Raw genomic sequence first — 22949 nt, forward strand, 5'->3', positions numbered from 1 at the left:
AGGAAGGACAAAATGGTTGATGTGAATCTGTCGGAAGATGAACAGGTTGAAGCGCTGAAAAACTGGTGGAAAGAGAACGGGAAATCTGTTGTCGCGGGTATTGTTATCGGCCTGGGTGGCGTGTTCGGCTGGCAATACTGGAATCAACATCAGCAACAGGTCGCGGAGCAGGCTTCGCAGCAATTTGAGCGGCTGACGGAGAGTGTGGCTGCTGGTTCGGCGACGGCGGTTACCCAGGCTGAAGCTGTGATTGCCCAGTATGAGCAAAGCCCCTATGCGGTGTTTGCCGCACTGAACCTGGCCAAGGTGAAATTTCAGCAGGGCGATGTTGAAGGGGCAAAGGAGCAACTGCAATGGGTGATGGCCAAAGCCGATGATCAGTCACTGCAGCAGATTGCCCGTTTACGACTGGCTCGCCTGCTGCTGGATCAGGGGGATGCGGATCAAGCGTCGAGCTTGATCGCGCAGGCCCCGTCAGATAATTTCAAAGGGGATATTGCCGAATTGCGAGGCGATATAGCCTTGAAAAAAGGCGATCGGGCGGCTGCACGGCAAGCCTATAAGGAAGCGCTGGAGTACCAGGTGAGCAACAGCGCCCTGGTACAGATGAAGTTTGATGATCTGGCTGCGGCCGAATAGTACCGAGGATTGCCGATGACGCGCTATCTGTCGATTTCCCTGCTTGCCCTGCTGTTAAGCGGCTGCGGGTCGATGAACCCGGTGGACTGGTTTACCGACGAGGATAATTCCGAACCGCCGGCCGAACTGGTGGAAATGACCGAGTCAGTTCCTGCCCGAATCCTCTGGTCAACATCGATTCGTGACGGCGCGGATGAACAGCGGGTCAAGCTGGTGCCGTTTGTGGATGGCGACCGGGTCTATGCCGCCAGTCGAAGCGGCGAGGTACGGGCGCTTGATGCCGCCACCGGGCGAGCACTCTGGTCGGTGGATACCGATCTGGAGATATCCGGCGGACCGGGTGCGGGAGAGGGGTTGGTGCTGTTTGGTACCAGTAACGGTGAGGTGGTCGCATTGGACCAGACCGCCGGCGGTGAAAAATGGCGCGCCCGGGTCAGTAGCGAAGTGCTGTCGGTACCGAAGACCGGTCAGGGTGTGGTGGTGGTGCATACCATTGACGGCAAGCTGTTTGGTCTGGACGCCCTGACCGGTACCCAGAAGTGGATCTATGACCGCTCCATCCCCGTGTTGACCCTGCACGGCAGCAGTTCACCGGTAATTGTGGGAAATAGTGTGATCGGCGGTTTTGCCAGCGGCAAACTGGTGATGCTCGATCTGCTGAGTGGTGAACTGCTATGGGAGATTACGGTATCGGCTCCAAGCGGCCGCTCCGAGTTGGAGCGTATGGTGGATATCGATGGTGATCCGCTGGTGATCGGTGATGTGGTATACGCGGTCACCTACCAGGGAGAGATGGCGGCTGTATCGCTGCAAACGGGGGTCGTGCTGTGGCGGCGCAAGCTCTCCTCCTATGCTGGCATGGGGGCAGATTATGCCCAGATCTACGTCTCTGATGATGCTGATCATGTGTTGTCGGTAGATCCCGGTAACGGTTCCGCGCTCTGGAAGAACAAGAAACTGCAATATCGTAAACTGACTGCCCCTGTGGTGTTGGGCGAGCGTATTCTGGTGGGGGATTTTGAGGGTTATCTGCACTTTTTGTCGCGTGTGGATGGCCGTCTGGAGGGCCGTCTGCGGGTTGCCAAATCCGCTATCTCCACGCAGCCTTTGGTCATCGATGGCATTGTTTATATCTATGCTGATGGTGGTGAGATGGCTGCCATCACAACTTCCGATCTCTGATCTCCGAGTGTAAATGTGCCAAACATGCTGCCCGTAATCGCCCTGGTGGGCCGGCCCAATGTGGGTAAGTCCACCCTGTTTAATCGTCTGACTCGAAGTCGCGATGCCCTGGTGGCAGATCAACCGGGACTAACGCGTGATCGCCAGTACGGGGTCGGCAAACTGGGTGACCGCCCCTATGTCGTCGTGGACACTGGAGGATTAAGTGGTGAAGCGAGTGGCGTCGACCAGTTGATGGAACAGCAGGTACAGGCGGCCATTGCCGAGGCCGATCATATTCTATTCCTGTTGGATGCCCGCGCCGGATGCACGCCTGCCGACACCGCCATCGCGGGTCAGCTCAGGCGTACCGGGAAACCGGTTAGCGCGGTGGTGAACAAGAGCGAAAGTCTGGATGGGGATATGGCCGGCGCCGACTTTTTTTCACTTGGACTGGGCGATCCGCTGCCTATTTCCGCCGCTCATGGACGCGGTGTGCGCTCCCTGATCAATGACTTGCTGGACGCCTTTCCCGAACCGGACGGAGTTGCCGAGGAGAAGGAAAAGGGCACGCTGATTGCGGTGGTTGGCCGTCCCAATGTGGGTAAGTCTACCTTGGTGAACCGGATGTTGGGTGAGGAGCGTGTGGTTGCTTTTGATCAGCCGGGCACCACGCGGGACAGCGTTTTCATCACCTACAGCCATGACGACAAACCCTATACCCTGATCGATACGGCGGGCGTGCGGCGCCGCGCGCGGGTCAATGAGATGATCGAAAAGTTTAGCGTCATCAAGACGCTGCAGGCGATCGAACAGGCCAATGTGGTGATGCTGGTGCTGGACGCCCATCAGGGCGTAGGCGAGCAGGACGCGACCCTGGCGGGACATATTCTGGAGAGTGGCCGTGCCCTCGTGGTGGTGATCAATAAATGGGACGGTCTGCAACCTGACCAGCGGGAACGGATCAAGGCGGACATCGACCGCAAGTTGCCGTTTCTCGATTTTGCCGCCAAGCGCTTTATCTCCGCGCTGCATGGTTCAGGCGTCGGCAAGCTCTATCAGGCGCTGGATTCAGCCTATGCCAACGCCACCCGCAAACTGGCCACGCCAGAGCTGACCCGCATCCTCGAATGGACCGTTCAGGAGCATCAGCCGCCGATGGTGCATGGCCGACGGATCAAGCTGCGCTACGCGCATCAGGGCGGCCAGAATCCACCGATTATCGTAATTCACGGTAATCAGACCGATGCAGTGCCGACCACTTATAAACGTTATCTGATCAACCGCTTTCGCGAAGTCCTGAAGCTGACCGGAACCCCGATTCGCATCGAGTTCAAATCCGGGGATAATCCGTTCAAGGATCGCAAGAACAAGCTGACCCAGCGTCAGGTGCAAAAGCGTCAACGGCTCAAGTCCTTCAGCAAGCGCAAATAACTCCCGTCACTGTTTCCTGCTGAGAGGCGCGCAGTGCGTAGGATGGGCAAAGCTTGCGTGCCCATCAAATACAAATCGTTAACCTGGGGAAAAGATGGGCACACTCTGTTTTGACCATCCTACGTTGACCGAGAGGTACGCAGATTCGTAGGGCACACCTTTTGTGCCCACGCGGATGCTTACAGGATGCCGGACGGCTCCACCCCGCCATCTTCATTATCATCCTCTTCCTCATGATCAATGCGGCGGAGTCGCAGGAAGCTGATCAGGGTGAAGATCCCCATCAGGGCAATGGAGAGTGACATGGAAAGCGGCGAACCATCATGATAGTGCCCGACCAGAACGCCAACGCCGGCGGCGACCGACATCTGGATAAAGCCGAGTAACGCGGAGGCTGTACCGGCCATGTGTGGAAAAGGGGCCAGTGCCCCCGCCATGGATTGCGGCATGACGATGCCCACACCGATCATATAGATCATCTGCGGCAGTACAATTACGGCCACGTGATGTACCTCGGCCAGGGCGAATGCCAACATGCTGACGCCGCCGGTTGCCGCAACGACTGAGCCGTAACCCAGGAGTCGTTTGATGCCGACACTGCGGGCCAACCGCCCCCCGATCAGGGTGCCGATCATGAACCCGCCCACCACCAGGGCGAAGAAGAGGCCGAACTGCTCCTCTTTGAAGCCAAGAAAATCGATAATGACGAAAGATGAGCCAGACAAAAACGAGAACAGCCCGGCGAATACAAAGCTACAGGTGAGGGTGTACCAGCGCCAGGTTGGATGCTTCAGCAGAATGCCGTAATTTTTCAACAGATTGCCGATGGTCATGATGTGGTGACTGCCCGGCGGGGCGGTCTCGGGAATGCGCATTCCCAGCAGCATCACGCCAACCACGCCGTAGGCGGTGAGAAACAGGAAGATCGACTGCCAGCCAAACCAGACGGTCAGGTAGCCGCCAATAATAGGGGCGGCGGCAGGGGCCACTGCCATTGCGGTGCCGATATAGGAGAGCAGTCGGGCGGAATCCCTCGGGCCATGAATATCCCGCACCATGGCGCGTCCCAATACAGGTCCGGCGCTGCCGCCGATCGCCTGCAATAGCCGCAGGGAGGAGAGGGTGGCAATGGATTCGGCAAAGACAATGGCCAGGCTGCTCAACAGAAACAACAGCAAGCCCGCCATCAGGACTGGTTTTCTGCCGAAGCGGTCGGACAGGGGGCCGTAGATCAGCTGGGCCAGGGCGAAGCCGATCAGAAAAATGCTCAGGGTATGCTGAACCTGGTTGATATCGGCATCGAAGCTCTGCATCAGTGCCGGAAAGGCCGGTAGATACATGTCGGTGGAGAGCGGGCCGATTGCCACAAGGGACGCAATGATGCCGGTGGCAAGGAGAGACTTGGGTGAGATCATGCGACATTCTTACCCTGTTTTACTTTGCAGCGCAATAGTTTCACTTGAAACAAATAAGCTTTTTTCTGTTGTGGGATATGGCTTGGGAGGAAAAAAGTTTTCGGTTTTCCGGTTTTTACGACAAACCTGGTCACGGTCAAACCCGGGGTGTCGTCAAGGCGTCGAGGCAGGGCGGATAAGCCGGCAGGCGCATCCACCTGTTGCTGTTCAGCCAAATTGCGGCAAAGGCTAAAATCCGTAAAGCCACTCCTACAAAGGCACGGTGGTTTCCACGGTCGAGATGACCGTTCCGTTACTCACCCGGGTTTCCAGTTTGTCACCAGTCTTGGCTTGACTGGTATCCCGCAGCACGTTTCGTTCCGGCAGCAGTCGGGTAATGGAGTAGCCGCGATGCAGGGTGGCGAGGGGGCTCAGGGTGTCGAGTTTTCCGATGGCCAGCCCCAGTCCCTGGCGCTTTATGCGCAGCCTTGAATCCACTGCGAGCAGGAGGCGGCGCTTCAGGCCATTGAATAGCTCCCGCTGCTGGTTGATCCGATGGGTCGGGATGACTGCGTTCAGCCGGCTTGCCAGCAGGCCGGTTCTTACCTCGCCCTGTTCCATTTGGCTTCGGATGCTGCGGAGAAGACGCATTGCGAGTTCGTCCAGGTACTGCTGCCGCTGCTGCAGCCGCATGTCAGGGTGCATCCGCTCAAGCCGCTTGCCAAGAGCCTGCAGGGTCTGTCTGTTGCTGGCGAGGTGGCGGAGGGTCCCCAGTCTGATCCGGCGCTGCAGGGAGTTGAGCCGGTCCAGAATCTCCTGTTTGTCCGGTGTCGCCAGCTCCGCCGCTACCGAGGGCGTGGGGGCGCGCCGGTCGGCGACAAAATCGGCAATGGTAAAATCCACCTCATGGCCCACTGCCGAGATCAGGGGGATGGTGAGGGCGTGAATGGAGCGTGCGACCGCCTCGTCGTTAAAGGCCATCAGGTCCTCCAGGGACCCGCCGCCCCGGGTCAGTATCAGCAGATCGCAGTCCTGTCGTTGCTCTGCCAGTCGCAGGGCGTTGAGTATCGAGCGGGGAGCCTCCTCCCCCTGTACCACCACCGGGTAGATCAGCACCGGCACGGCGGGCAGGCGTCTTTGCAACACGCTCAGCACGTCGCGCACGGCAGCGCCACTGGGAGAGGTGATGATGCCGATTCGTTTTGGCAGCAGGGGCAGGGGCTTTTTGTGTGTGCTGTCAAACAGGCCTTCCTGCTGCAGCTTGAGCTTCAGCGCATCGAATGCCTGCTGCAGATTGCCTTCGCCGGCCGGCTCCATATGTTCCGCCACCAGTTGGAATTCGCCGCGCCCCTCGTACAAGCCGACACGGGCCCGAATCAGCACCTTGAGACCGTTTTCCGGCTGAAAGCGCAACAGCTGCCGTTTCATACGAAACATGGCGCAGCGTACCTGGGCCTGGGGGTCCTTGAGGGTGAAATAGATATGACCCGATGCGGGGCGGGCCAGGTTGGAGATCTCCCCCTCCACCCAGAGCAGCGGAAAGCTGCCTTCCAGCACGCTCCGGACTTCGCTGTTGAGGCGCGACACGCTGTAGATGTCCCGCTGGAAGTTTACTTCTGAATCACTGGAAGACATAAAAAAACGGCCGCTTTGAGTCGATATTGTCTATAAATAAATGCTAATTCGAGTTTACCTTGATTCGCCAAGATTTTATAATACCCGGTTTACTGAAAACCTTTCACTTGGGAACCGATTATGCGCCTTGTTCAGGAAGCCCTTACCTTTGATGACGTTCTGCTCCTGCCGGCCCACTCCTCCGTATTGCCCAAGGACGTGGACCTGAGCACCCAGTTCACCCGTGAGATCCGGCTCAACATCCCCCTGGTTTCCGCGGCCATGGACACTGTGACCGAATCCCGCCTGGCCATCTCGATGGCGTTGGAGGGAGGGATCGGCATCATGCACAAAAACATGACGGCCGAACAGCAGGCTGCCGAGGTTCGCGCGGTCAAGCGCTATGAAAGTGGCGTCATCATCGACCCCATTACCGTCGGGCCGGACATGACGGTCGGCGAGCTCGTCAAGATTACCCAGGCGAACAAGATTTCAGGGGTGCCGGTAGTCGAAGGTGAAGACCTGGTGGGTATTATCACCAACCGCGATGTCCGCTTCGAGACCCGCATGAATGAACCGGTTTCCGCCATCATGACCCCGAAGGAGCGCCTGATCACGGTCAAGGAGGGCGCCGACCGGGATGAAGTGATGTCCAAGCTGCGGGCCAACCGTATTGAAAAGATTCTGCTGGTGAATGATGCCTTCCAGTTGCGCGGCATGATTACCGTCAAGGATATCCAGAAGGCCAAGGACTATCCCAATGCCTGCCGTGATGATCAGGAGCGGTTGCGGGTCGGCGCCGCTGTCGGTGTCGGAGAAGGCACCGAGGAGCGGGTGGATGCGCTGGTCAGGGCCGGAGTTGACGTGATCGTGGTGGATACCGCCCACGGCCACTCCCAGGGCGTGCTTGATCGGGTTGCCTGGGTCAAGAAAAACTATCCACAGGTGCAGGTGATTGGCGGCAATATCGCCACCGCTTCGGCTGCACGGGCGCTGGTCGAGGCCGGAGCGGATGCGGTCAAGGTCGGCATCGGTCCAGGTTCCATCTGTACGACCCGGATTGTCGCCGGCGTCGGGGTTCCCCAGATCACGGCGGTCGCCAACGTGGCGGAAGCGCTGGAGGGCACCGGCATACCACTGATCGCCGACGGCGGTTTGCGCTACTCGGGTGATATCGCCAAGGTACTAGTGGCCGGAGCCTACAGCGTGATGGTCGGTGGGTTGCTGGCCGGCACGGAAGAGGCGCCGGGTGAAGTCGAGATCTACCAGGGACGCTCCTACAAGGCCTATCGCGGTATGGGTAGTCTTGGGGCGATGCAGGCGCGCAACGGTTCCAGTGACCGTTACTTCCAGGAGGACACAAAAGAGTCCGACAAGTTGGTGCCTGAAGGCATCGAGGGTCGCGTTCCCTATAAAGGCCCACTGGTTAACGTAATTACCCAGCTGACCGGTGGTGTACGTGCAAGCATGGGGTACACTGGTTGTGCCACCATCGACGACATGCGCACAAAACCGGAGTTTGTCCGGGTGACCAACGCGGGCATGCGCGAGTCCCATGTGCATGATGTCGCCATCACCAAGGAAGCGCCCAACTACCGCCAGAGTTGATCGCCTCGCAGCGCTATCTGGAAGCCGCAGGCCGGTGGTGAGGCTTCACCACCTTTCTGCGGTTCTTTTGTTTCAGCATGATTGGAATGCAGACCTATGACTAATCAGGACATCCACGCTCATCGCATCCTCATTCTCGATTTCGGTTCCCAGTACACCCAGCTGATTGCCCGGCGGGTGCGCGAGGCCGGTGTCTATTGCGAGATCTGGCCCTATGACAACTGCGAGGACGCCATCCGGGAGCAGAACCCGGCCGGTATCATCCTCTCGGGTGGTCCTGAGTCGGTAACGGCCGAGGACACCCCGCGGGCGCCGGCCCTGGTGTTCGAACTGGGGGTGCCGGTGTTGGGTATCTGCTACGGCATGCAGACCATGGCAGCGCAGCTGGGTGGCAAGGTGGCCGGCTCCGATGCTCATGAATATGGCTATGCCCAGGTGCGTGCCCGCGGACACTCCCGGTTGTTGCGGGATATCGAGGATCACACCACAGCGGAAGGCTATGGTCTGCTGGATGTCTGGATGAGCCATGGCGACCGGGTGGAGACGCTGCCGGATGGCTTCATGGTAATCGCCGAGACCGACAACGCCCCGCTGGCGGGTATGGCCGATGAGGCGCGCGGCTTCTACGGCATCCAGTTTCATCCCGAAGTGACCCACACCCGCCAGGGTGGGCGTATTCTGGAACGCTTCCTGTTCGATATTTGCGGCTGCGAGGCGCTGTGGAATCCGGCCAGCATCATTCAAGACAGTATCGAGCAGGTCCGCGAGACGGTAGGCAGCGAGGGCAAGGTGCTGCTGGGTCTCTCCGGCGGGGTCGACTCCTCGGTGGTGGCGGCCATGCTGCACAAGGCGATTGGCGATCGCCTCACCTGCATTTTCGTTGACAACGGCCTGTTGCGGCTGCATGAGGGTGACCAGGTGATGGCCACCTTTGCCCAGCACATGGGCGTGAAGGTGATCCGGGTGGATGCCGAGGCCCGTTTCCTGGATGCCCTGGCCGGCGAGAGTGATCCGGAAAAGAAGCGCAAGATTATCGGCAACCTGTTTATCGACATCTTCGAGGAAGAGGCGGCCAAGATTGAAGGTGTCGAGTTCCTGGCCCAGGGCACCATCTATCCGGACGTGATCGAATCGGCCGGCGCCAAATCCGGCAAGGCCCACGTTATCAAGTCGCATCACAACGTGGGCGGCCTGCCCGACTACATGAAGCTGCAGCTGGTGGAGCCGCTGCGCGAGCTGTTCAAGGACGAGGTGCGCAAGATCGGTGTCGAGCTGGGCCTGCCCTCCGAGATGGTCTACCGCCACCCGTTCCCGGGTCCCGGTCTGGGTGTGCGCATCCTGGGCGAGGTGAAGAAGTCCTATGCCGACCTGCTGCGCCAGGCGGACCACATTTTCATTCAGGAACTGCGCAATCACGATCTCTACGATCAGGTGAGCCAGGCATTTGCCGTGTTCCTACCGGTGAAATCGGTGGGCGTGGTGGGGGATGCCCGACGCTACGAATACGTGGTATCACTGCGTGCGGTGGAGACGGTGGATTTCATGACGGCCCGCTTTGCCCATCTGCCGTTCGAGTTTCTGGAGCTGGTCTCACGGCGCATCATCAACGAGGTGACCGGTATCTCACGGGTGGCTTACGATATCTCCAGCAAGCCCCCGGCGACTATTGAGTGGGAGTGATCGGAACTGGCAGGCACCAGCAGGTATCCATCTAGAGTTCGGCAAGTTCTCGGCTTCAGCCCATCACGCGCAGGCTTGAGGATCTTTCTGGAGAACAGGTATGACTGATGAGTGTGTTTGTTTCCATCAGTGATTCACTTGTTCTCGAGTCGCGGATTCAACTCCGAAGTGCATACCGGATATGCGGCCGGTGTGTACCGAGCACATAGGTCACACTTTATACCGGAGAGATAGGTAACACTTCGGTCAAGAAAGGGTTGGGCGCTGGCTCAACCCTTTCTTCGTTTTCATCAAAAAATCCTAAGTCATATTTCATAAAGCTGACAAGCCAAATTTTGTCACTGACCTCGCGAATACCCACATATTGACCGGCGAACACCGTACTGAGATTAATTTTTCGGCGGCCGATGCAGATACGTCCGCACTTCGTGATTTTTACGGTGCGATCATGAAAAGGGTATTCAGGTACTTCGGGAACGCGATATTCACGGGTGGAAGGTGTATACAGCTCACCGGGGTACTTCATGCCCAGTGCCTGGTGAGGGCGCTGGTTATTGTAGACCTCTAAAAATTGGTCAAATCGTTCTTGCTGCTGAAGAAAATTGAACGCAGGCGGCTTTGTGGCCTCCTTCTTCAGTGTTAAATGCATGCGCTCATGCCGCCCGTTCTGCTGCGGTTGTCCCGGCTGAATCCGCTCGATAGCGATGCCCAGGCGCAACCACCAGACGGAGAGTCGGCTCAGACCAAAAAGCGCATTGGGCGAGGCGAAAGGCACGCCGTTATCGGTGCGGATAGCCTGCGGTAAGCCAAATTGTTTAAAGGTCCGCTCAAAGACAGGAAAAGCGCCTACTTCCTTGGTGGACTCCAAGCCTTCACAGGATAGTAGATATCGTGAGGCGTAATCCGTCATGGTTAGCGGATAGCAATAACAGCGATTGCCTAACAGGAATTCGCCCTTGAAATCGGCACACCAGAGTCCATTGGGGGTTTGACTGTCACGTAGCGAGGTGCCTTGAGCCTTTGGGTGGTGCCGTTTTCTGCGTGTGACCAGGCCGTGTCGATCAAGCACGGCATGGACCGTACTCTTGGCTGGCGGCCGAATCATTGGATAAAGGCGAATCAGTTTCTCGCGGATTTTAGGTGCGCCCCAACTCTTATGTTCCGTCTTGATCTTGAGAATGGCGCGTTCAATTTGGAAGGGTAATTTATTGGCATGCCGATAGGGGCGTTTGCTTTGGTCCTCCAGCCCTGCTAATCCTTCATTTTTATAGCGATTGAATAGCTTATAACCTGTTTTACGGGAAATGCCGAACTCCCGGCAAAGGGGAGCCATTTTTTCACCGTCAAGCAGACGGGCAACAAATCTAAGGCGTTCTTCCATACGGTTACACTCTTTCCAGGGCATTTGAGATTCCTCCCAAATACCGTCATGTGTAACCTATGTCTCCGGTATCGTCTGTAACCTATGTGTCAGGTAGCACAGCCTGCGCCACCATGTAATTTTGCATCAGTGATCACGGCTGCCATCCCCCACCCAACACACGGTAGAGGGTGACCCAATTGCTGGCTTCCGCCAATCGCGCTGTAATCATGTTTTGCTGTGCGGCGTAATAGGAGCGTTGTGCCGTCAGGACCGACAGCGAGCTTTCAAGACCCTTGCGGTAGCTTGCTTCGGTCAGGCGGTAGATTTTCTCATTAGCTTCCAGCAGTGATTGGCGTGCTGCCAATAGTTCTTGCATATTACTCTGCTCGTTCAGGGCGTCTGAGACTTCCTGGAAAGCTGTTTGAATGGTGTACTCATACTCCGCCAGAGCAGCATCACGCCCGACTTCCGCAACGCGCACCGTCGCTTCTCCCGAGCCGCCGTCAAAAATGGGCACCGACACTGACGGGATGAAACTCCACAGGCCGGAGCCGCCGCCAAACAGGTCAGACAACTGGCTACTGGAGGTGCCGACACTCGTGGTCAGTGTGATACTTGGAAAGCGCGCCGCGCGAGCAGCACCGATATCGGCGTATGTCGCGCGCAAGGTGCGTTCTGCAGCCAGTACATCGGGGCGACGCTGCAGCAGTTCGGATGGCGCGTCCACCACCGGACCAATAGCGTGGATCAACGGCGCAAGTGGATCGTTGACACGGGTGCCGGCGTCTGCGACCAATGCCGGTTCGATAGGCTGACCGACGAGCAGGGTCAGCGTGTTGAGATCCTGTGCCACTTGCGTTCGGTAAATAGCAATGTCAGCGCGCGCTGTATCAACACTGGTTTGAGCGGTGGCAACATCCAAACCCGACGCGGTGCCGATGTCGAAGGTTTTCAGAGTCAGGTCCAGCGATTTCTGTTGGCTTTCGAGCGTGCTTTCTGCCAGGCGCAGTCTTTGTTGATCTGCCGCCAGTGTAAAGTAGGCTGTGGCAACTTCTGCGACCAGCGTGATGCGCATGGAACGTAGTGATTCTTCGAATGACAGGTAGGTCTCCAACGCCTGATCACGCAGATTGTTGAGACGTCCAAAGAAGTCCAGTTCGAAAGCACTGATACCCAGAGTAGCGCTATAGGCATGAGTGGTCTCGCCATCAGAGTGCAGCGCGGTACTGCTACCGGCGGCATCGACTGTCGGCAGCGTGTCAGCACGGGTGATTTGAAATTGTGCACGGGCTGACTCAACGGCAAGCGCGTTCTGTCGCAAGCTGCGGTTGTTGTTCAGCGCCAGCTCGATGAGCTGACGCAGGCGTTCGTCACCGTAGAATTCCTTCCATCCGAGTTCGTCCACCGATATCGTTTCTGAATCGCCGACTTGCGTCGTTGGCCATGTTGCAGCAACGGGCGCCAAAGGCTGGATATACTCAGGTGCGAGATTGGCGCAGCCCGTCAAGGTGACGCCAAGGATGGCACCCAGCAGTGAGAGGCGAGAGAAGTTCATGGCGCCTCCGGGCGTGTAGTGATGGTTACCGAATCGCTTGTTGGTAGCTTGGTCTTGTTCCGTGTAAATAGTCTGTGTACCAGCACATAGAGCAGTGGAACCAGGAAGATACCCAAAAAGGTGGCGGTGACCACCCCGCCGATAACGCCTGTGCCTACCGCGTGCTGGCTGCCTGAGCCTGCGCCGGAGCTGATTACCAGCGGTAAAACACCCAGGCCGAAGGCCATTGATGTCATGACGATGGGGCGTAGTCGCAGGCGACAGGCATGCAGTGTGGCGGCAACCACTTCCTGCCCCTGGTCCACTGCTGTCTTGGCAAATTCAACGATAAGAATGGCATTCTTGGCGGTCAGTCCGAGGATCGTCAGCAGGCCGACCTGAAAGTACACATCGTTCTCCAGCCCGCGTATCTGTGTGGCCAGCACGGTACCTAACACGCCGACAGGCAGCACCAGCAGCACCGACAGTGGTACTGACCAGCTTTCGTACAGTGCGGCCAGGCACAGGAAGATCACCAGCAGGGAAAACAGATACAAGGCAGTGGCGTTGGCCCCGGCCTGCTGCTCTTCGTACGACAGGCCGCTCCAGGCCACACTGAAGCCCTCAGCCGATTCCTGCGCCAGTTCTTCCATTGCGGCGATGGCGGTACCCGAGCTGACGCCCGCAGCGGCATCGCCCTGAATTTGAATGGAGGAGTCACCGTCAAAGCGTGACAGCGTGGGCGAACCCGTTGTCCACTTGCCCGTGGTGAAAGCCGAGAACGGCACCATGTCGCCATTGTTGTTGCGCACGCTCCATTTGTTCAGATCCTCGGGCAGCATGCGTGCGTCGGCGCGGGCTTGCACGTACACCTTTTTGACTTTGCCCCGGTCAATGAAGTCATTGACGTAACTTCCTCCCCAGGCGATAGACAACACACTATTAAGGTCACTTACCGAGACACCCAGCGCACCGGCTTTGGCATTGTCGATATCCAGGATGTATTGCGCGGTATTGGCAGGGATGCTGATGCGTACGCCCTGCAATCGCGGATTCCTGTTGGCGGCATTCACCAGTGCATCGGCAGCGGCGGTCAGCTTCTCGGTGCCCTGGGCCTCTGGATCCAGTAGCTGCATTGTAAAGCCGCCGGTGGACCCCAAACCGGGAATGGACGGAGGCGCCAGAACAAAGATTCGCGCATCCTTGATCTGTCCAAAGGCTGCCATGGCACGGCCCTGAATAGCCGTGATACTTTGCGAATCTTCTGTGCGTTCAGACCAGTCTTTCAGTCGAATGAACCCCGTGCCTACATTCTGGCCGCCGCTGTTGAAGCCAAAGCCTGCGACCAGAAAGGTAGATTTCACCGTGTCTTTCTCATTTTCGAGGAAATGCTGTTCTACTTGCTCAATGACCTTGTTGGTACGCTGTTGCGTAGCACCGGCAGGCAACTCCAGGCTCACGAACATTACGGCCTGATCTTCGTCAGGCACAAAAGAGGTGGGCAGGCGCATGAAAAGCATGGCCAGTACGAGGCCCAACAGAGCGTACAGCAACACGAAGCGGCCGCCGCGCTTGAGCACATGAGCCACGCCGGTCTCGTAGCCTTTCGTCGTACGCTCCACCAGGCGGTTGAAACCACCAAACACCTTATTCGACCCATGCCCCCCTGCCGGAGTTGGCTTGAGCAAGGTGGCGCATAGCGCTGGTGTGAAGATCAGTGCTACCAGCACCGAAAGCGTCATGGCTGACACAATGGTGATGGAGAACTGGCGATAGATGACTCCTGTCATACCGCTGAAGAACGCCATGGGCAGGAACACTGCCGACAGCACCAGGCCAACGCCAATCAGCGCCCCGGAAATCTGTTTCATGGATTTACGCGTTGCCTCCAGTGGTGATAGACCCTCTTCGGTCATCACGCGTTCGACGTTTTCCACGACAACGATGGCGTCATCCACCAGCAGGCCGATCGCCAGCACCATACCGAACATTGTCAGGGTGTTGATGCTGTAGCCAAAAGCCGAGAGTACGGCGAAGGTGCCCAGCAGAACCACGGGCACGGCGAGCGTCGGTATCAGTGTTGCGCGCCAGTTCTGCAGGAACAGGAACATGACCAGAAACACCAGTGCCACGGCTTCGACCATGGTGTCAATCACGCTTTCAATGGATGCATCGATGAACGGGGTGGTGTCGTAGGCTGTTACTACCTTCATGTTGGCGGGAAAAGACGCTGACAATTTTTCCACTTCGGCCCTGACTGCCGCGGCCGTATCAGTCGCATTGGCACCCGTTGAGAGCATGATTCTCATACCCGCGGCTGGCTGGCCATTATAGGTACTCTTGACGTCGTAGCTGGCACTGCCTATTTCGACATCGGCCACATCGGATATACGTACGGTGGCCGAGCTCGTGCTGGTCACGAGAATGATGTTGCGAAACTGCTCCGCGGTGTGCAGACGACTTTGCGCGGTGATGGTGGCGTTGAGCTGTTGTCCATCAACAGCCGGCAAGGAGCCAAGCTGACCTGAGGAGACCTGCGTGTTCTGTGCCGCTATTGCGCTGCTGATGTCATCGGGCGTGAGTTTGTATTCTCTCAGCTTGACGGGATCGAGCCAGATGCGCATGGCGTATTGGGCGCCAAGCACTCCCACACTACCAACGCCCGCGACGCGGCTCAGCGGTGTTTTCAGGTTGGAAGAGATGTAGTCTCCCAAATCTGCCGAACTCAGGCTGCCATCGCTGGATACCAGGCCCAACGCCATCAGCATCTCGTCGCCCGATTTGGTGACCGTCACGCCTTGCGTCTGTACTGATGCCGGTAGCGTCGACGTGATTTGCTGCACCTTGTTCTGGACTTGCACTTGCGCGGTGTCCGGATCGGTGCCGATCTCAAATGTCAGCTGCACGCTGGATGAACCGTTAGAGCTGGATGAGGAGGATATGTAGCGCAGTCCATCCAGGCCGGTGAGGTTTTCCTCAATGACTTGCGTGACGGATTCCTCCACCGCAGCCGCGGATGCACCGGTGTAAGTTGCGCTGATAGAAACGGTGGGAGGCGAGATGGCCGGGTAGCGTGACACGGCCAGCGAGCTGATTGCCATCACGCCGGCGAGCATCGTGCCGATAGCCAGCACCCAGGCGAAGATGGGTCGATTAATGAAAAATTGAGACATGATGTTTGATCACTCCGACGCCGATGGCGTAGAGGCCTCAGAGTTGGGAGGGGTGGCGGGCGTCTCCTCCGTCTCTTCAGCGACGCTCACCACGGAGCCGACTCGGATCTTTTGCAAACCTTCAACGACGATACGTTCGCCCGCTTTCAATCCGCTTTCCACGATCCACTGATCACCCAGTGTCTGACCTGTGGTTAATGTTCGTTCTTCTATCCTGTTGTTCTCACCAATCACATAGACCAGCGCATTTCCTTTCACGTCGCGGCTGATGGCCACCTGGGGCACCACCAGTGCATTTTGCATAACCGCACCTTCGAGTCTTATCCGCCCGTACATTCCCGGGATCAATTCGCTATTCGGGTTGGGAAATTGCGCGCGTACGGTCACCGTACCGGTTGTCTCATCCACGATGGCATCATCCAGTTCCAGCTTTCCGACCGGGTCATAGAGACTCCCGTCTTCCTTGATCAGTCGCACGACGGGACGGCCATTTTCCAGTTTGACCTTACCTTGTTCAAATTGCCGGCGAATACGCAGGAATTCAGTGGCCGATTGCGTTGCATCCAGATAGACGGGATCGAGCTGCTGCACGGTGGCGAGTGCGGTAGTCTGGTTGGCAGTGACCAGTGCACCCTCGCTCACACTCGAGCGCCCGATGCGGCCATTGATGGGGGAGGTGACATTAGCGTAAGACAGGGAGAGTCTGGCTGCCTCCAGATTGGCCTCGGAAGAGTCAACCGCCGCGATCGCCTGTTTGTAGGCAGCTTCGACTTCTTCAGCGCTCTCCTGACTTACCGCCTCGATAGCGACCAGTTCGCGATAACGCACTGCTTTGGCCCTGGCAGTGGCGAGGGCCACCTTTGCGCTGGCAAGCGTCGCTTCGGCATCTCTGACGGCAGTCTGTGAAGACGTCGGATCGATCTCATACAGTACTTGCCCGGCTTCAACTTCACTGCCCTCTGTAAACAGGCGTTTGCGAACAATACCACCCGCCTGGGGCCGTATCTCGGCGGTGACAGCGGCGACCACGCGTCCGGTCAACTCGGATGAAATAGGCACTTGCCTGCTCTCGACGGTGTAGGCTACGACCTCCACGGGTGGTGCTTCTTCAGGTGCCGGCGGTGATTCCTGATTGCAGGCGGCAAGCGTCAACACCAGTGCTGCAACCATGATCCTGTTAACTAATACCCGGCCTGGGCGTGGGCACACATGGGAGGTGCCAGGGGTCTTTCGCATAATGTCTTTCCCTGTGTGCGTGGATGATGATTCAGGTTTAAACATGGTTTTTCTATTCACGCGTTCTCCCCGCGACTGGGTGATGCTACAGCGTCTTTATCCAGACACTCCTCGCCCGGTGTTGAACCGCCGAATGCGTTTCTTAGTCGCAAGGACAAAGCGGCATAGAGTGCGGCGTTCTCCTCACCGAGTACTTCGGTGGTCTCACGGTCGATTGCTTGCCACTCCCGGTGAATTTGCTCCAGCAGGTTGGTTCCGTGTCGAGTGAGTTTGAGCACATTACTGCGATGCTCCTGTGGGTCGACATGCCTCTCGATTAGACCCGCTGCCAACAAGCGGGATGTCATGGTACTCATGCTGGCGGCAGTCAATCCAAATTCGCGAGCCAATTGCGCCTGGGATGCCTGCCCCATCATTCCGAGAACACCGAGAATACGGGCCTGTCGAGGATGAATCCCGAGCGGCGCCAGCCGGTTACGCAAACGCTCTTCGAGAAGATGTGCGAAGTGGATATGCAAATGAAAATTGTACCTTTTCTTGAAAGACATCGGATAATATCGCAACCAAAGTTAATATGCTAATAGTTAGTATACTAATATCAGTTGGCCTGTGCAACTCGCAAAGAACAATTCAAGCCTGTTTGCAGTTTGCATCAGGTCTCTGACCAACCAACCCTTTACGCCTGTGCAACAAGGCAAGAAAAGAGGGTCGGATGATGCTGGATTCTGACAACACCCAACTTCGGTGTTGACCGGCCCCCGATGGATGCGCATTACCACTCCTTGGAATCCGTTGGGGGGCAACAGCCGGCTCCCCGGTGCTCCGGACAGCAGGAGCACCGAGGAGGACTTGACGAAGGCGTGAACCTCAGGGCCCACCCGGAGGTCGAGGTGCTTGGCAGACCTCTGTGGTGATCAGCGCGGTGACCTGCAGCCTATCCTCCAGGCGGATGCGTACCTCGCAGTTCACCGCATCGTAACGTAGCGACTCCACCGGTCCGGCGAACTGGTTGCGTGCACTGGAGCGGGTGGTCAGGCGCGCCAGCATGCGTCGGAAGTCAGTGACGCCCTCCGTCCCGGCGGCAAGCAGCAGGCGGCAGTAGGGGGCAGTTCGGTACCGCCGCTGCGGCCGCCGCCGGTAGTGTGCACCACCAGTGGTTGGGGTGAGAGGCTGTTCATGATGTCCACCGCATTTCATGACACCATGTAGGAGAGGGGGACCGCCCTTGCGGCCCGCACGATCGAGCCGTATTTGTCGATCGCCTCCAGCAGATGGATGCGGGTCTCGCCGAGAAAGTTGCCTACCGCAGTATCCGGGGAGAGCCCGCCTTGGTTGGCGGAGAAAGTGGACATCGGTTACTCCTTGATGACTCATTCGGGGTGGGGCGCGGGGAGCCCGTATTGCAGCTCGTTATGGTGTTCAATATATAGCGAGATGACCAACAATTACCGCGTCGAAGACTCCTGGTGCGGGAGTCGAACCTCGTGTCCCACCGAAGGCACACCCATCATCCTCTACACAGGAGAACGACCATGAAAATCAGCGCGCGCAATCAGTTTAAAGGTACTATCACCAACCTCAAGGAGGGCCCGATCAGCGCGGAAGTGGAGTTAACCACCCAGGGTGGTGACCGGGTGGTGGCCATGGTTACCGACCAGAGTGTCCGCAGCCTCAACCTCGCCCCCGGCAAGGAGGTGGTGGCCCTGGTCAAGGCCCTCAGTGTTCCTTGCTACCGGTACCCCGGAATACCGTTTCACTGCTCGTAACGAACTCACCGGTAAAATCTTCAAACTGGTCCCCGGAGCGATCAACACTCAGGTCTCGATCACGATGCCCGATGGGGCGGTGGTCGGTGCGGTGGTCGGTGCGGTGGTGACCGCCGAGGCGGCCACCGAGCTGGGTCTTGCCGACGGGGTGGAGGTCATCGCCTTGTTCAAAGCGAGCCAGGTGATGCTTGGCGTACCAGCCTAAGCTCTCCTTCGGTTCTTCGGGCCGCTGGGTGCTGCGCTTGAGTCAGATCGAGTACTGGCTGCTGGGCAACCCGCGGCGGACCGACAAGCCATTGCCGAAGATCGCGGGTGAGCGCTGCTACCCCGGCTATTGCGAAGACAGTCGTAGCTGGTTTGCGCTCACCGGAGACCACCGCGCCGAGGTGGTGGCAAAGCTCTGTGGGGTCGATCTGCGACCGTAGGCGTTTGAGCCGGGTGCGATTGCGCAGACCTCCTTGGCCCGGGTGAACAGCGTGATTGTGAATGATCAAGTTAATGGACTGGAGCTGTTTTCCATCTTTAGCGACAGTGCTTCGGCGGAGTACCTGTGGGGTGCGCTGCTTGATGCCCTGGGCGAATTTGATGGGGGAGGGATAAGTGCCGGCGTCCTGGGCTGATGCCCGGTCGCCCACCGGGTGGCAGCAGGTCAGAACCGGTTTCCTGCTGCGGCCTGATAAACGGGTGGAAGTACTCGGTGTCGGACGCAACTGCGCGCCGGATGTCGTCAGATTGCAGCGATAACGCTGAAGCCGTGCTCAAGCGTTGTGAAGAGTTCCAGATATTCCCACTGTTAATGCCGAAACCGTAACATATTCATTTTATCTGCACATTTTCTGCGCTTTATTTTAATAGAGTGGTCCCCAGTCAAGCAGGAGGAAGCCGTGCCGTTGGCATTAACGGCGGCAACGAAACCTGCAGCAAATTCTTAGTGTTTTACTATACGGGCAGAATGGGGCATGACTGAACACTCTTTAGCAATACGTCTGGCCAGGCCGCTACGCCAGCGGTTCGATATTAAAAAAAGCAGCATGGCAGTGGTTTATTTGGCTATGTTATTAATTCCTTATCTTGCCAGCCGTTCATTGGATATCGATTACCAGGGGCTCTACCAGGCGCTGCTGGGTTTCCTGAATACGGTTGCCATGATGGCGTTTTTTATTCAGTTTCCACTGGTGGGACGTCTTAAACATCTGCCCCTGTTTTCAAATATCGACTGGAGCATGTCGAGACATAAAAAAGTTGGAAAGTGGCTGGGCATTTTCTTTTTACTTCATCCGTTGTTGATACTCGCACCACGCTTTCTGGTTTCGTTTGATGATGGCATGACCAGTGTGGTTGAAGCCGTGACCTCACCTCAACTGCTCACCGGTATTATTGCCTGGCTGGTCATGATCCTGTGGGTTCTGACAGCTGTTTTCAGAGACAAAATAAAAATCAGCTACGAAACATGGCGCCTGAGCCATCTGCTCGGTTTTGTCGTTATCTGTGTACTGGCCACCCTGCATATCACCAGTGTCGGCCGTCATGGCCAGTTTGATGAACAGTTCAACATACTCTGGTGGAGCTTATGCGCCATGGCCATCGGGCTCGTGGTTTACAACCAGCTTATTAAAAAAGCAGATCTGAAACAGAAACCATTCAAACTAACCGGCCTTGCCAGAATCAGCAGCAGAGACTGGCTGCTTACACTCCGGAATGATTCGTCACAGGAATTCAGTTTTGAAGCGGGCCAGTTCATCTGGATCAATACCAGCGGCTCTGTCTACAGCATGCATGAACATCCCTTTTCCATTGCATCGTGCAAAAAAAACTTGCCTGAAATCTCCCTGATTATTCGTGAGGCGGGCGATTACACCTCACAACTCGATACCTTGACCATCGGCCAGCAGGTTTATGTCGACGGACCCTATGGCAGCATGAGCCTGCGCGACGGCGAAACTGCCAAAGGCGTCACGCTGATAGCCGGGGGTGCCGGTATTGGACCCATGTTGAGCCTGCTAAGAGAACTGGCAGTGAATAATGATCCCCGCCCGATTCGTCTGCTCTATGGCAATAACTCTCATGAACAGATGGTGATGCAGGACGAGATCAAATCACTGGAGAAAACCATGCCGGATTTTGCGCAGATACCGGTGTGCGTGAACCCGACGAACGATCCAGAGGTTCGCCGTGGTGTGATCACCAAGGAGTATATCGCGGAGACCATCGACCCCGAGCTTGCCAGCCACTGGGCCGTCTATCTTTGTGGCCCGCAAGCCATGATTGAATCAGTTCAGGCAAGCCTCGGGTCGCTGGGTATTCCCGCCGCGAACGTTCACTATGAACAGCTCTCTTTCTAACCACAGGTTGACGAGGTAAGGCTATGCCCATTCATCAAATAAACGGTTGTATCGGGTGTAAAACCTGTATTTCTACCTGCCCGACCGATGTGATCCAGTTTGACAAGGAAAGGAACAAAGCCGTGATTACTTATCCGGAAGACTGCCAGATCTGCCATCTGTGCCGGCTCTATTGTCCAGTTGATGCGATCACCATAACACCGGAAAAGAGTATTCCGGTCATGGTTTCCTGGAGGTAATGGTATGAGTTCAAAAAGTGATATGTCGCGACGCCAGTTCATGAGCGTGACCTCCGGTGTGCTGGGTGCGGCGACGTTTGCCTCCATGGCATTTGGCGCAGAACCTGTGCCAAACAGGCCGAAAATAGAGGCGAAGGAGTTCAAACAGGAACTGCTGGAAACCGATGTACTGGTCATCGGCGGCGGCATGGCAGCCCTGTTCGCGGCCGTCAAGGCCCATGATGCCGGCGCCAAAGTCACCATGGTTGTCAAGGGTCGCCTGGGCAGTTCGGGCCTGACGCCTTTTGCCAAGGGTATTTTCAGTTACGACAAGTCAAATGCCCCGATGAGCATCGATGACTTTGTTACCCAGGTATCGGAATCGGCCATCGGTACCAACAACCCGGTTTTTACCCGCCAGCTTGCGGAACACTCTTATGACCGCGTTCAGGAGTTGAAGGCGTGGGGATTTTTTGATTCAGCGCTGTATGCCAACAGCTTCAGGAGACCCATCGAGGACCGCGGGATTCCCCTGGTGGAAAGGGTGATGATTACGCACCTGGTGAAAGAGAGGGGGCGTGTCGTGGGCGCTTCGGGATTCAGCCTGGATGAAAACAAAATCATTCATTTCTCGGCAAAAACCGTGGTGCTCTGCACCGGCTCAGGCGGTTTCAAGCCGAGCGGTTTCCCGGTGTGTGACCTGACCCACGACGGCTCCATCATGGCCTATGACATCGGCGCAAAAATCACCGGGAAGGAGTGGAACGACGGGCACCCGGCTTCTGCGCAAAACTCGGGCTCCAGTTACGACAACTGGCACGGCCAGATAGAAGAGAAGCCTAGCACCACCACGGTCGAGGTTCATCACGATCTTGGTGTTGATCTCAACTATCAGGCCTATATGCAGGGTGGTCCGGTATCGATGGGGCCACCTAAACCCGGTGAAAAGCCTGAAAACGGTTCCGTTCAAACCTCGGGTGGACCCTATGTGCCTGCAGCGTTTCGCAGAACCGGAGGGCCGCCACCACCGCCACAACAGGAACAGGGACTGTTTGCCCTGTTCAGATCAAACAAGCACGACGGGCCACCGGGAATGGGGGGCGAGTCGGTCGGTGGATCGTCAGCGGGTATGGCTATCCACAAATCCGAGGGATTGGTGCCTGTCGATGATACCGGACTCAGCACGGTGCCGGGGCTCTACGCCGCGGGTGATGCACTGGGTTCCCATATGTCCGGCGGTATCTATACCCAGATCGGCAGTTCGCTGGCGGGCTCCGCGGTGCAGGGCGCCATTGCGGGGGAAGCGGCGGCCCACGCGAGCGCCGGGGTTACGCCTGTACCCATCGCGGTGGCGAAGCGAAATCAGATCAGGGAAGAGATCCTGGCGCCGCTGAAAAGAGAGAAAGGCTACAGTCCGGCCTGGGTGACCCAGGTTCTGCAGGCAGTCATGATTCCGAACTTCGTGCTGTACATCAAGAAAGAACGCATGATGAACGGTGCACTGGCGTACGTGGAGGAGTTGAGAGATCACCATGTCCCCATGCTGCTGGCGGAAGACCGCCATCAGTTGCGCCTAGCCCATGAAACCCGAAATATGATCATGACAGCCGAGATGAAGTTGAAGGCATCGCTCATGCGCAAAGAGAGCCGCTGCAGTCATTACCGGCTCGACTACCCGGAGATCGATGACGAGAACTGGCAGGCCTGGATCAATATCTGCAAAGACGCAGAAGGCAACATGCAACTGGAAAAGCAGCCGTTCGGTCGTTGGCCTGCCTAGATGCCGT

General features: G+C 57.2%; 21 protein-coding genes. 12 read left to right on the top strand and 9 right to left on the bottom strand.

Annotated features, from left to right (window positions below; translation table 11 throughout):
* The first annotated feature begins 12 nt into the window (after positions 1-12).
* From ACHZBF_RS02305 to der, 3 genes are read left to right on the top strand one after another with little or no spacing between them, the layout of a single operon-like run.
* Positions 13-639 carry a YfgM family protein gene (locus ACHZBF_RS02305; protein ID WP_273441065.1) on the top strand — a complete coding sequence of 209 codons (627 nt, stop codon included), beginning with the start codon at positions 13-15 and terminating at the stop codon, positions 637-639.
* A 15-nt stretch (positions 640-654) separates the two neighbouring features.
* The gene (gene bamB / locus ACHZBF_RS02310; protein WP_273441066.1) at positions 655-1821 is read left to right on the top strand and encodes an outer membrane protein assembly factor BamB; all 1167 of its coding nucleotides are present in this window, start codon (positions 655-657) and stop codon (positions 1819-1821) included.
* A gap of 24 nt (positions 1822-1845) precedes the next feature.
* A complete protein-coding gene (gene der / locus ACHZBF_RS02315; RefSeq protein WP_273441067.1) occupies positions 1846-3234 on the top strand; it encodes a ribosome biogenesis GTPase Der in 1389 nt (462 codons plus the stop codon).
* 179 nt (positions 3235-3413) lie between these two features.
* Here the strand turns inward: der and ACHZBF_RS02320 are convergent, their stop codons facing one another.
* Both ACHZBF_RS02320 and xseA read right to left on the bottom strand, forming a co-directional pair.
* Entirely contained in the window at positions 3414-4649 is a 1236-nt protein-coding gene (locus ACHZBF_RS02320) for a multidrug effflux MFS transporter (protein WP_273441068.1), read from the bottom strand.
* Positions 4650-4898: 249 nt separating this feature from the next.
* A complete protein-coding gene (gene xseA, locus ACHZBF_RS02325) occupies positions 4899-6263 on the bottom strand; it encodes an exodeoxyribonuclease VII large subunit (RefSeq protein WP_273441069.1) in 1365 nt (454 codons plus the stop codon).
* 120 nt (positions 6264-6383) lie between these two features.
* On the opposite strand from xseA, the gene guaB reads away from it, so the two are divergent.
* Together guaB and guaA are read left to right on the top strand one after the other, a co-directional pair.
* On the top strand, positions 6384-7850 hold the full coding sequence (guaB, locus tag ACHZBF_RS02330; RefSeq protein ID WP_029133878.1) for an IMP dehydrogenase: 1467 nt from the start codon (positions 6384-6386) through the stop codon (positions 7848-7850).
* Between the two features lie 96 nt (positions 7851-7946).
* Complete coding sequence (gene guaA, locus ACHZBF_RS02335) at positions 7947-9530, top strand: glutamine-hydrolyzing GMP synthase (protein WP_273441070.1); 1584 nt, start codon at positions 7947-7949, stop codon at positions 9528-9530.
* A gap of 217 nt (positions 9531-9747) precedes the next feature.
* Here guaA and ACHZBF_RS02340 read toward each other — a convergent pair whose 3' ends face one another.
* The 7 genes from ACHZBF_RS02340 to ACHZBF_RS02370 form a co-directional block, all read right to left on the bottom strand.
* Positions 9748-10911, bottom strand: coding sequence for an IS481 family transposase (locus ACHZBF_RS02340; protein ID WP_335342930.1), 1164 nt, complete (start codon positions 10909-10911; stop codon positions 9748-9750).
* A gap of 133 nt (positions 10912-11044) precedes the next feature.
* The gene (locus tag ACHZBF_RS02345) at positions 11045-12448 is read right to left on the bottom strand and encodes an efflux transporter outer membrane subunit (RefSeq protein ID WP_321527531.1); all 1404 of its coding nucleotides are present in this window, start codon (positions 12446-12448) and stop codon (positions 11045-11047) included.
* Entirely contained in the window at positions 12445-15600 is a 3156-nt protein-coding gene (locus ACHZBF_RS02350) for an efflux RND transporter permease subunit (RefSeq protein ID WP_321527532.1), read from the bottom strand. Before ACHZBF_RS02350 ends, ACHZBF_RS02345 begins: the two co-directional genes overlap by 4 nt.
* Before the next feature lie 9 nt (positions 15601-15609).
* On the bottom strand, positions 15610-16836 hold the full coding sequence (locus ACHZBF_RS02355) for an efflux RND transporter periplasmic adaptor subunit (protein WP_321527533.1): 1227 nt from the start codon (positions 16834-16836) through the stop codon (positions 15610-15612).
* 56 nt (positions 16837-16892) lie between these two features.
* Positions 16893-17384 (bottom strand): MarR family winged helix-turn-helix transcriptional regulator, encoded by a 492-nt coding sequence (locus ACHZBF_RS02360; RefSeq protein ID WP_394707540.1) that lies wholly within the window; start codon positions 17382-17384, stop codon positions 16893-16895.
* 319 nt (positions 17385-17703) lie between these two features.
* Entirely contained in the window at positions 17704-18033 is a 330-nt protein-coding gene (locus tag ACHZBF_RS02365; protein ID WP_321527535.1) for a TOBE domain-containing protein, read from the bottom strand.
* Positions 18030-18188 (bottom strand): hypothetical protein, encoded by a 159-nt coding sequence (locus ACHZBF_RS02370; RefSeq protein ID WP_321527536.1) that lies wholly within the window; start codon positions 18186-18188, stop codon positions 18030-18032. Before ACHZBF_RS02370 ends, ACHZBF_RS02365 begins: the two co-directional genes overlap by 4 nt.
* 180 nt (positions 18189-18368) lie before the next feature.
* Here ACHZBF_RS02370 and ACHZBF_RS02375 point away from each other — a divergent pair, with 180 nt between their 5' ends.
* From ACHZBF_RS02375 to ACHZBF_RS02405, 7 genes are all read left to right on the top strand, one after another.
* On the top strand, positions 18369-18602 hold the full coding sequence (locus ACHZBF_RS02375) for a TOBE domain-containing protein (protein WP_321527537.1): 234 nt from the start codon (positions 18369-18371) through the stop codon (positions 18600-18602).
* Entirely contained in the window at positions 18556-18807 is a 252-nt protein-coding gene (locus tag ACHZBF_RS02380; protein WP_321527538.1) for a TOBE domain-containing protein, read from the top strand. Before ACHZBF_RS02375 ends, ACHZBF_RS02380 begins: the two co-directional genes overlap by 47 nt.
* A 37-nt stretch (positions 18808-18844) precedes the next feature.
* On the top strand, positions 18845-19027 hold the full coding sequence (locus tag ACHZBF_RS02385; protein ID WP_321527539.1) for a hypothetical protein: 183 nt from the start codon (positions 18845-18847) through the stop codon (positions 19025-19027).
* Between the two features lie 57 nt (positions 19028-19084).
* Positions 19085-19222 (top strand): hypothetical protein, encoded by a 138-nt coding sequence (locus ACHZBF_RS02390; RefSeq protein WP_321527540.1) that lies wholly within the window; start codon positions 19085-19087, stop codon positions 19220-19222.
* 339 nt (positions 19223-19561) lie between these two features.
* Positions 19562-20944 carry a ferredoxin reductase family protein gene (locus tag ACHZBF_RS02395; protein WP_321527541.1) on the top strand — a complete coding sequence of 461 codons (1383 nt, stop codon included), beginning with the start codon at positions 19562-19564 and terminating at the stop codon, positions 20942-20944.
* A gap of 23 nt (positions 20945-20967) precedes the next feature.
* Complete coding sequence (locus ACHZBF_RS02400; protein WP_321527542.1) at positions 20968-21183, top strand: 4Fe-4S dicluster domain-containing protein; 216 nt, start codon at positions 20968-20970, stop codon at positions 21181-21183.
* A gap of 4 nt (positions 21184-21187) precedes the next feature.
* Positions 21188-22942, top strand: coding sequence for an FAD-binding protein (locus ACHZBF_RS02405; protein WP_321527543.1), 1755 nt, complete (start codon positions 21188-21190; stop codon positions 22940-22942).
* Positions 22943-22949: the final 7 nt, after the last annotated feature.

This window comes from Sedimenticola selenatireducens (assembly GCF_963675335.2).
Classification (GTDB): domain Bacteria; phylum Pseudomonadota; class Gammaproteobacteria; order Chromatiales; family Chromatiaceae; genus Sedimenticola; species Sedimenticola selenatireducens.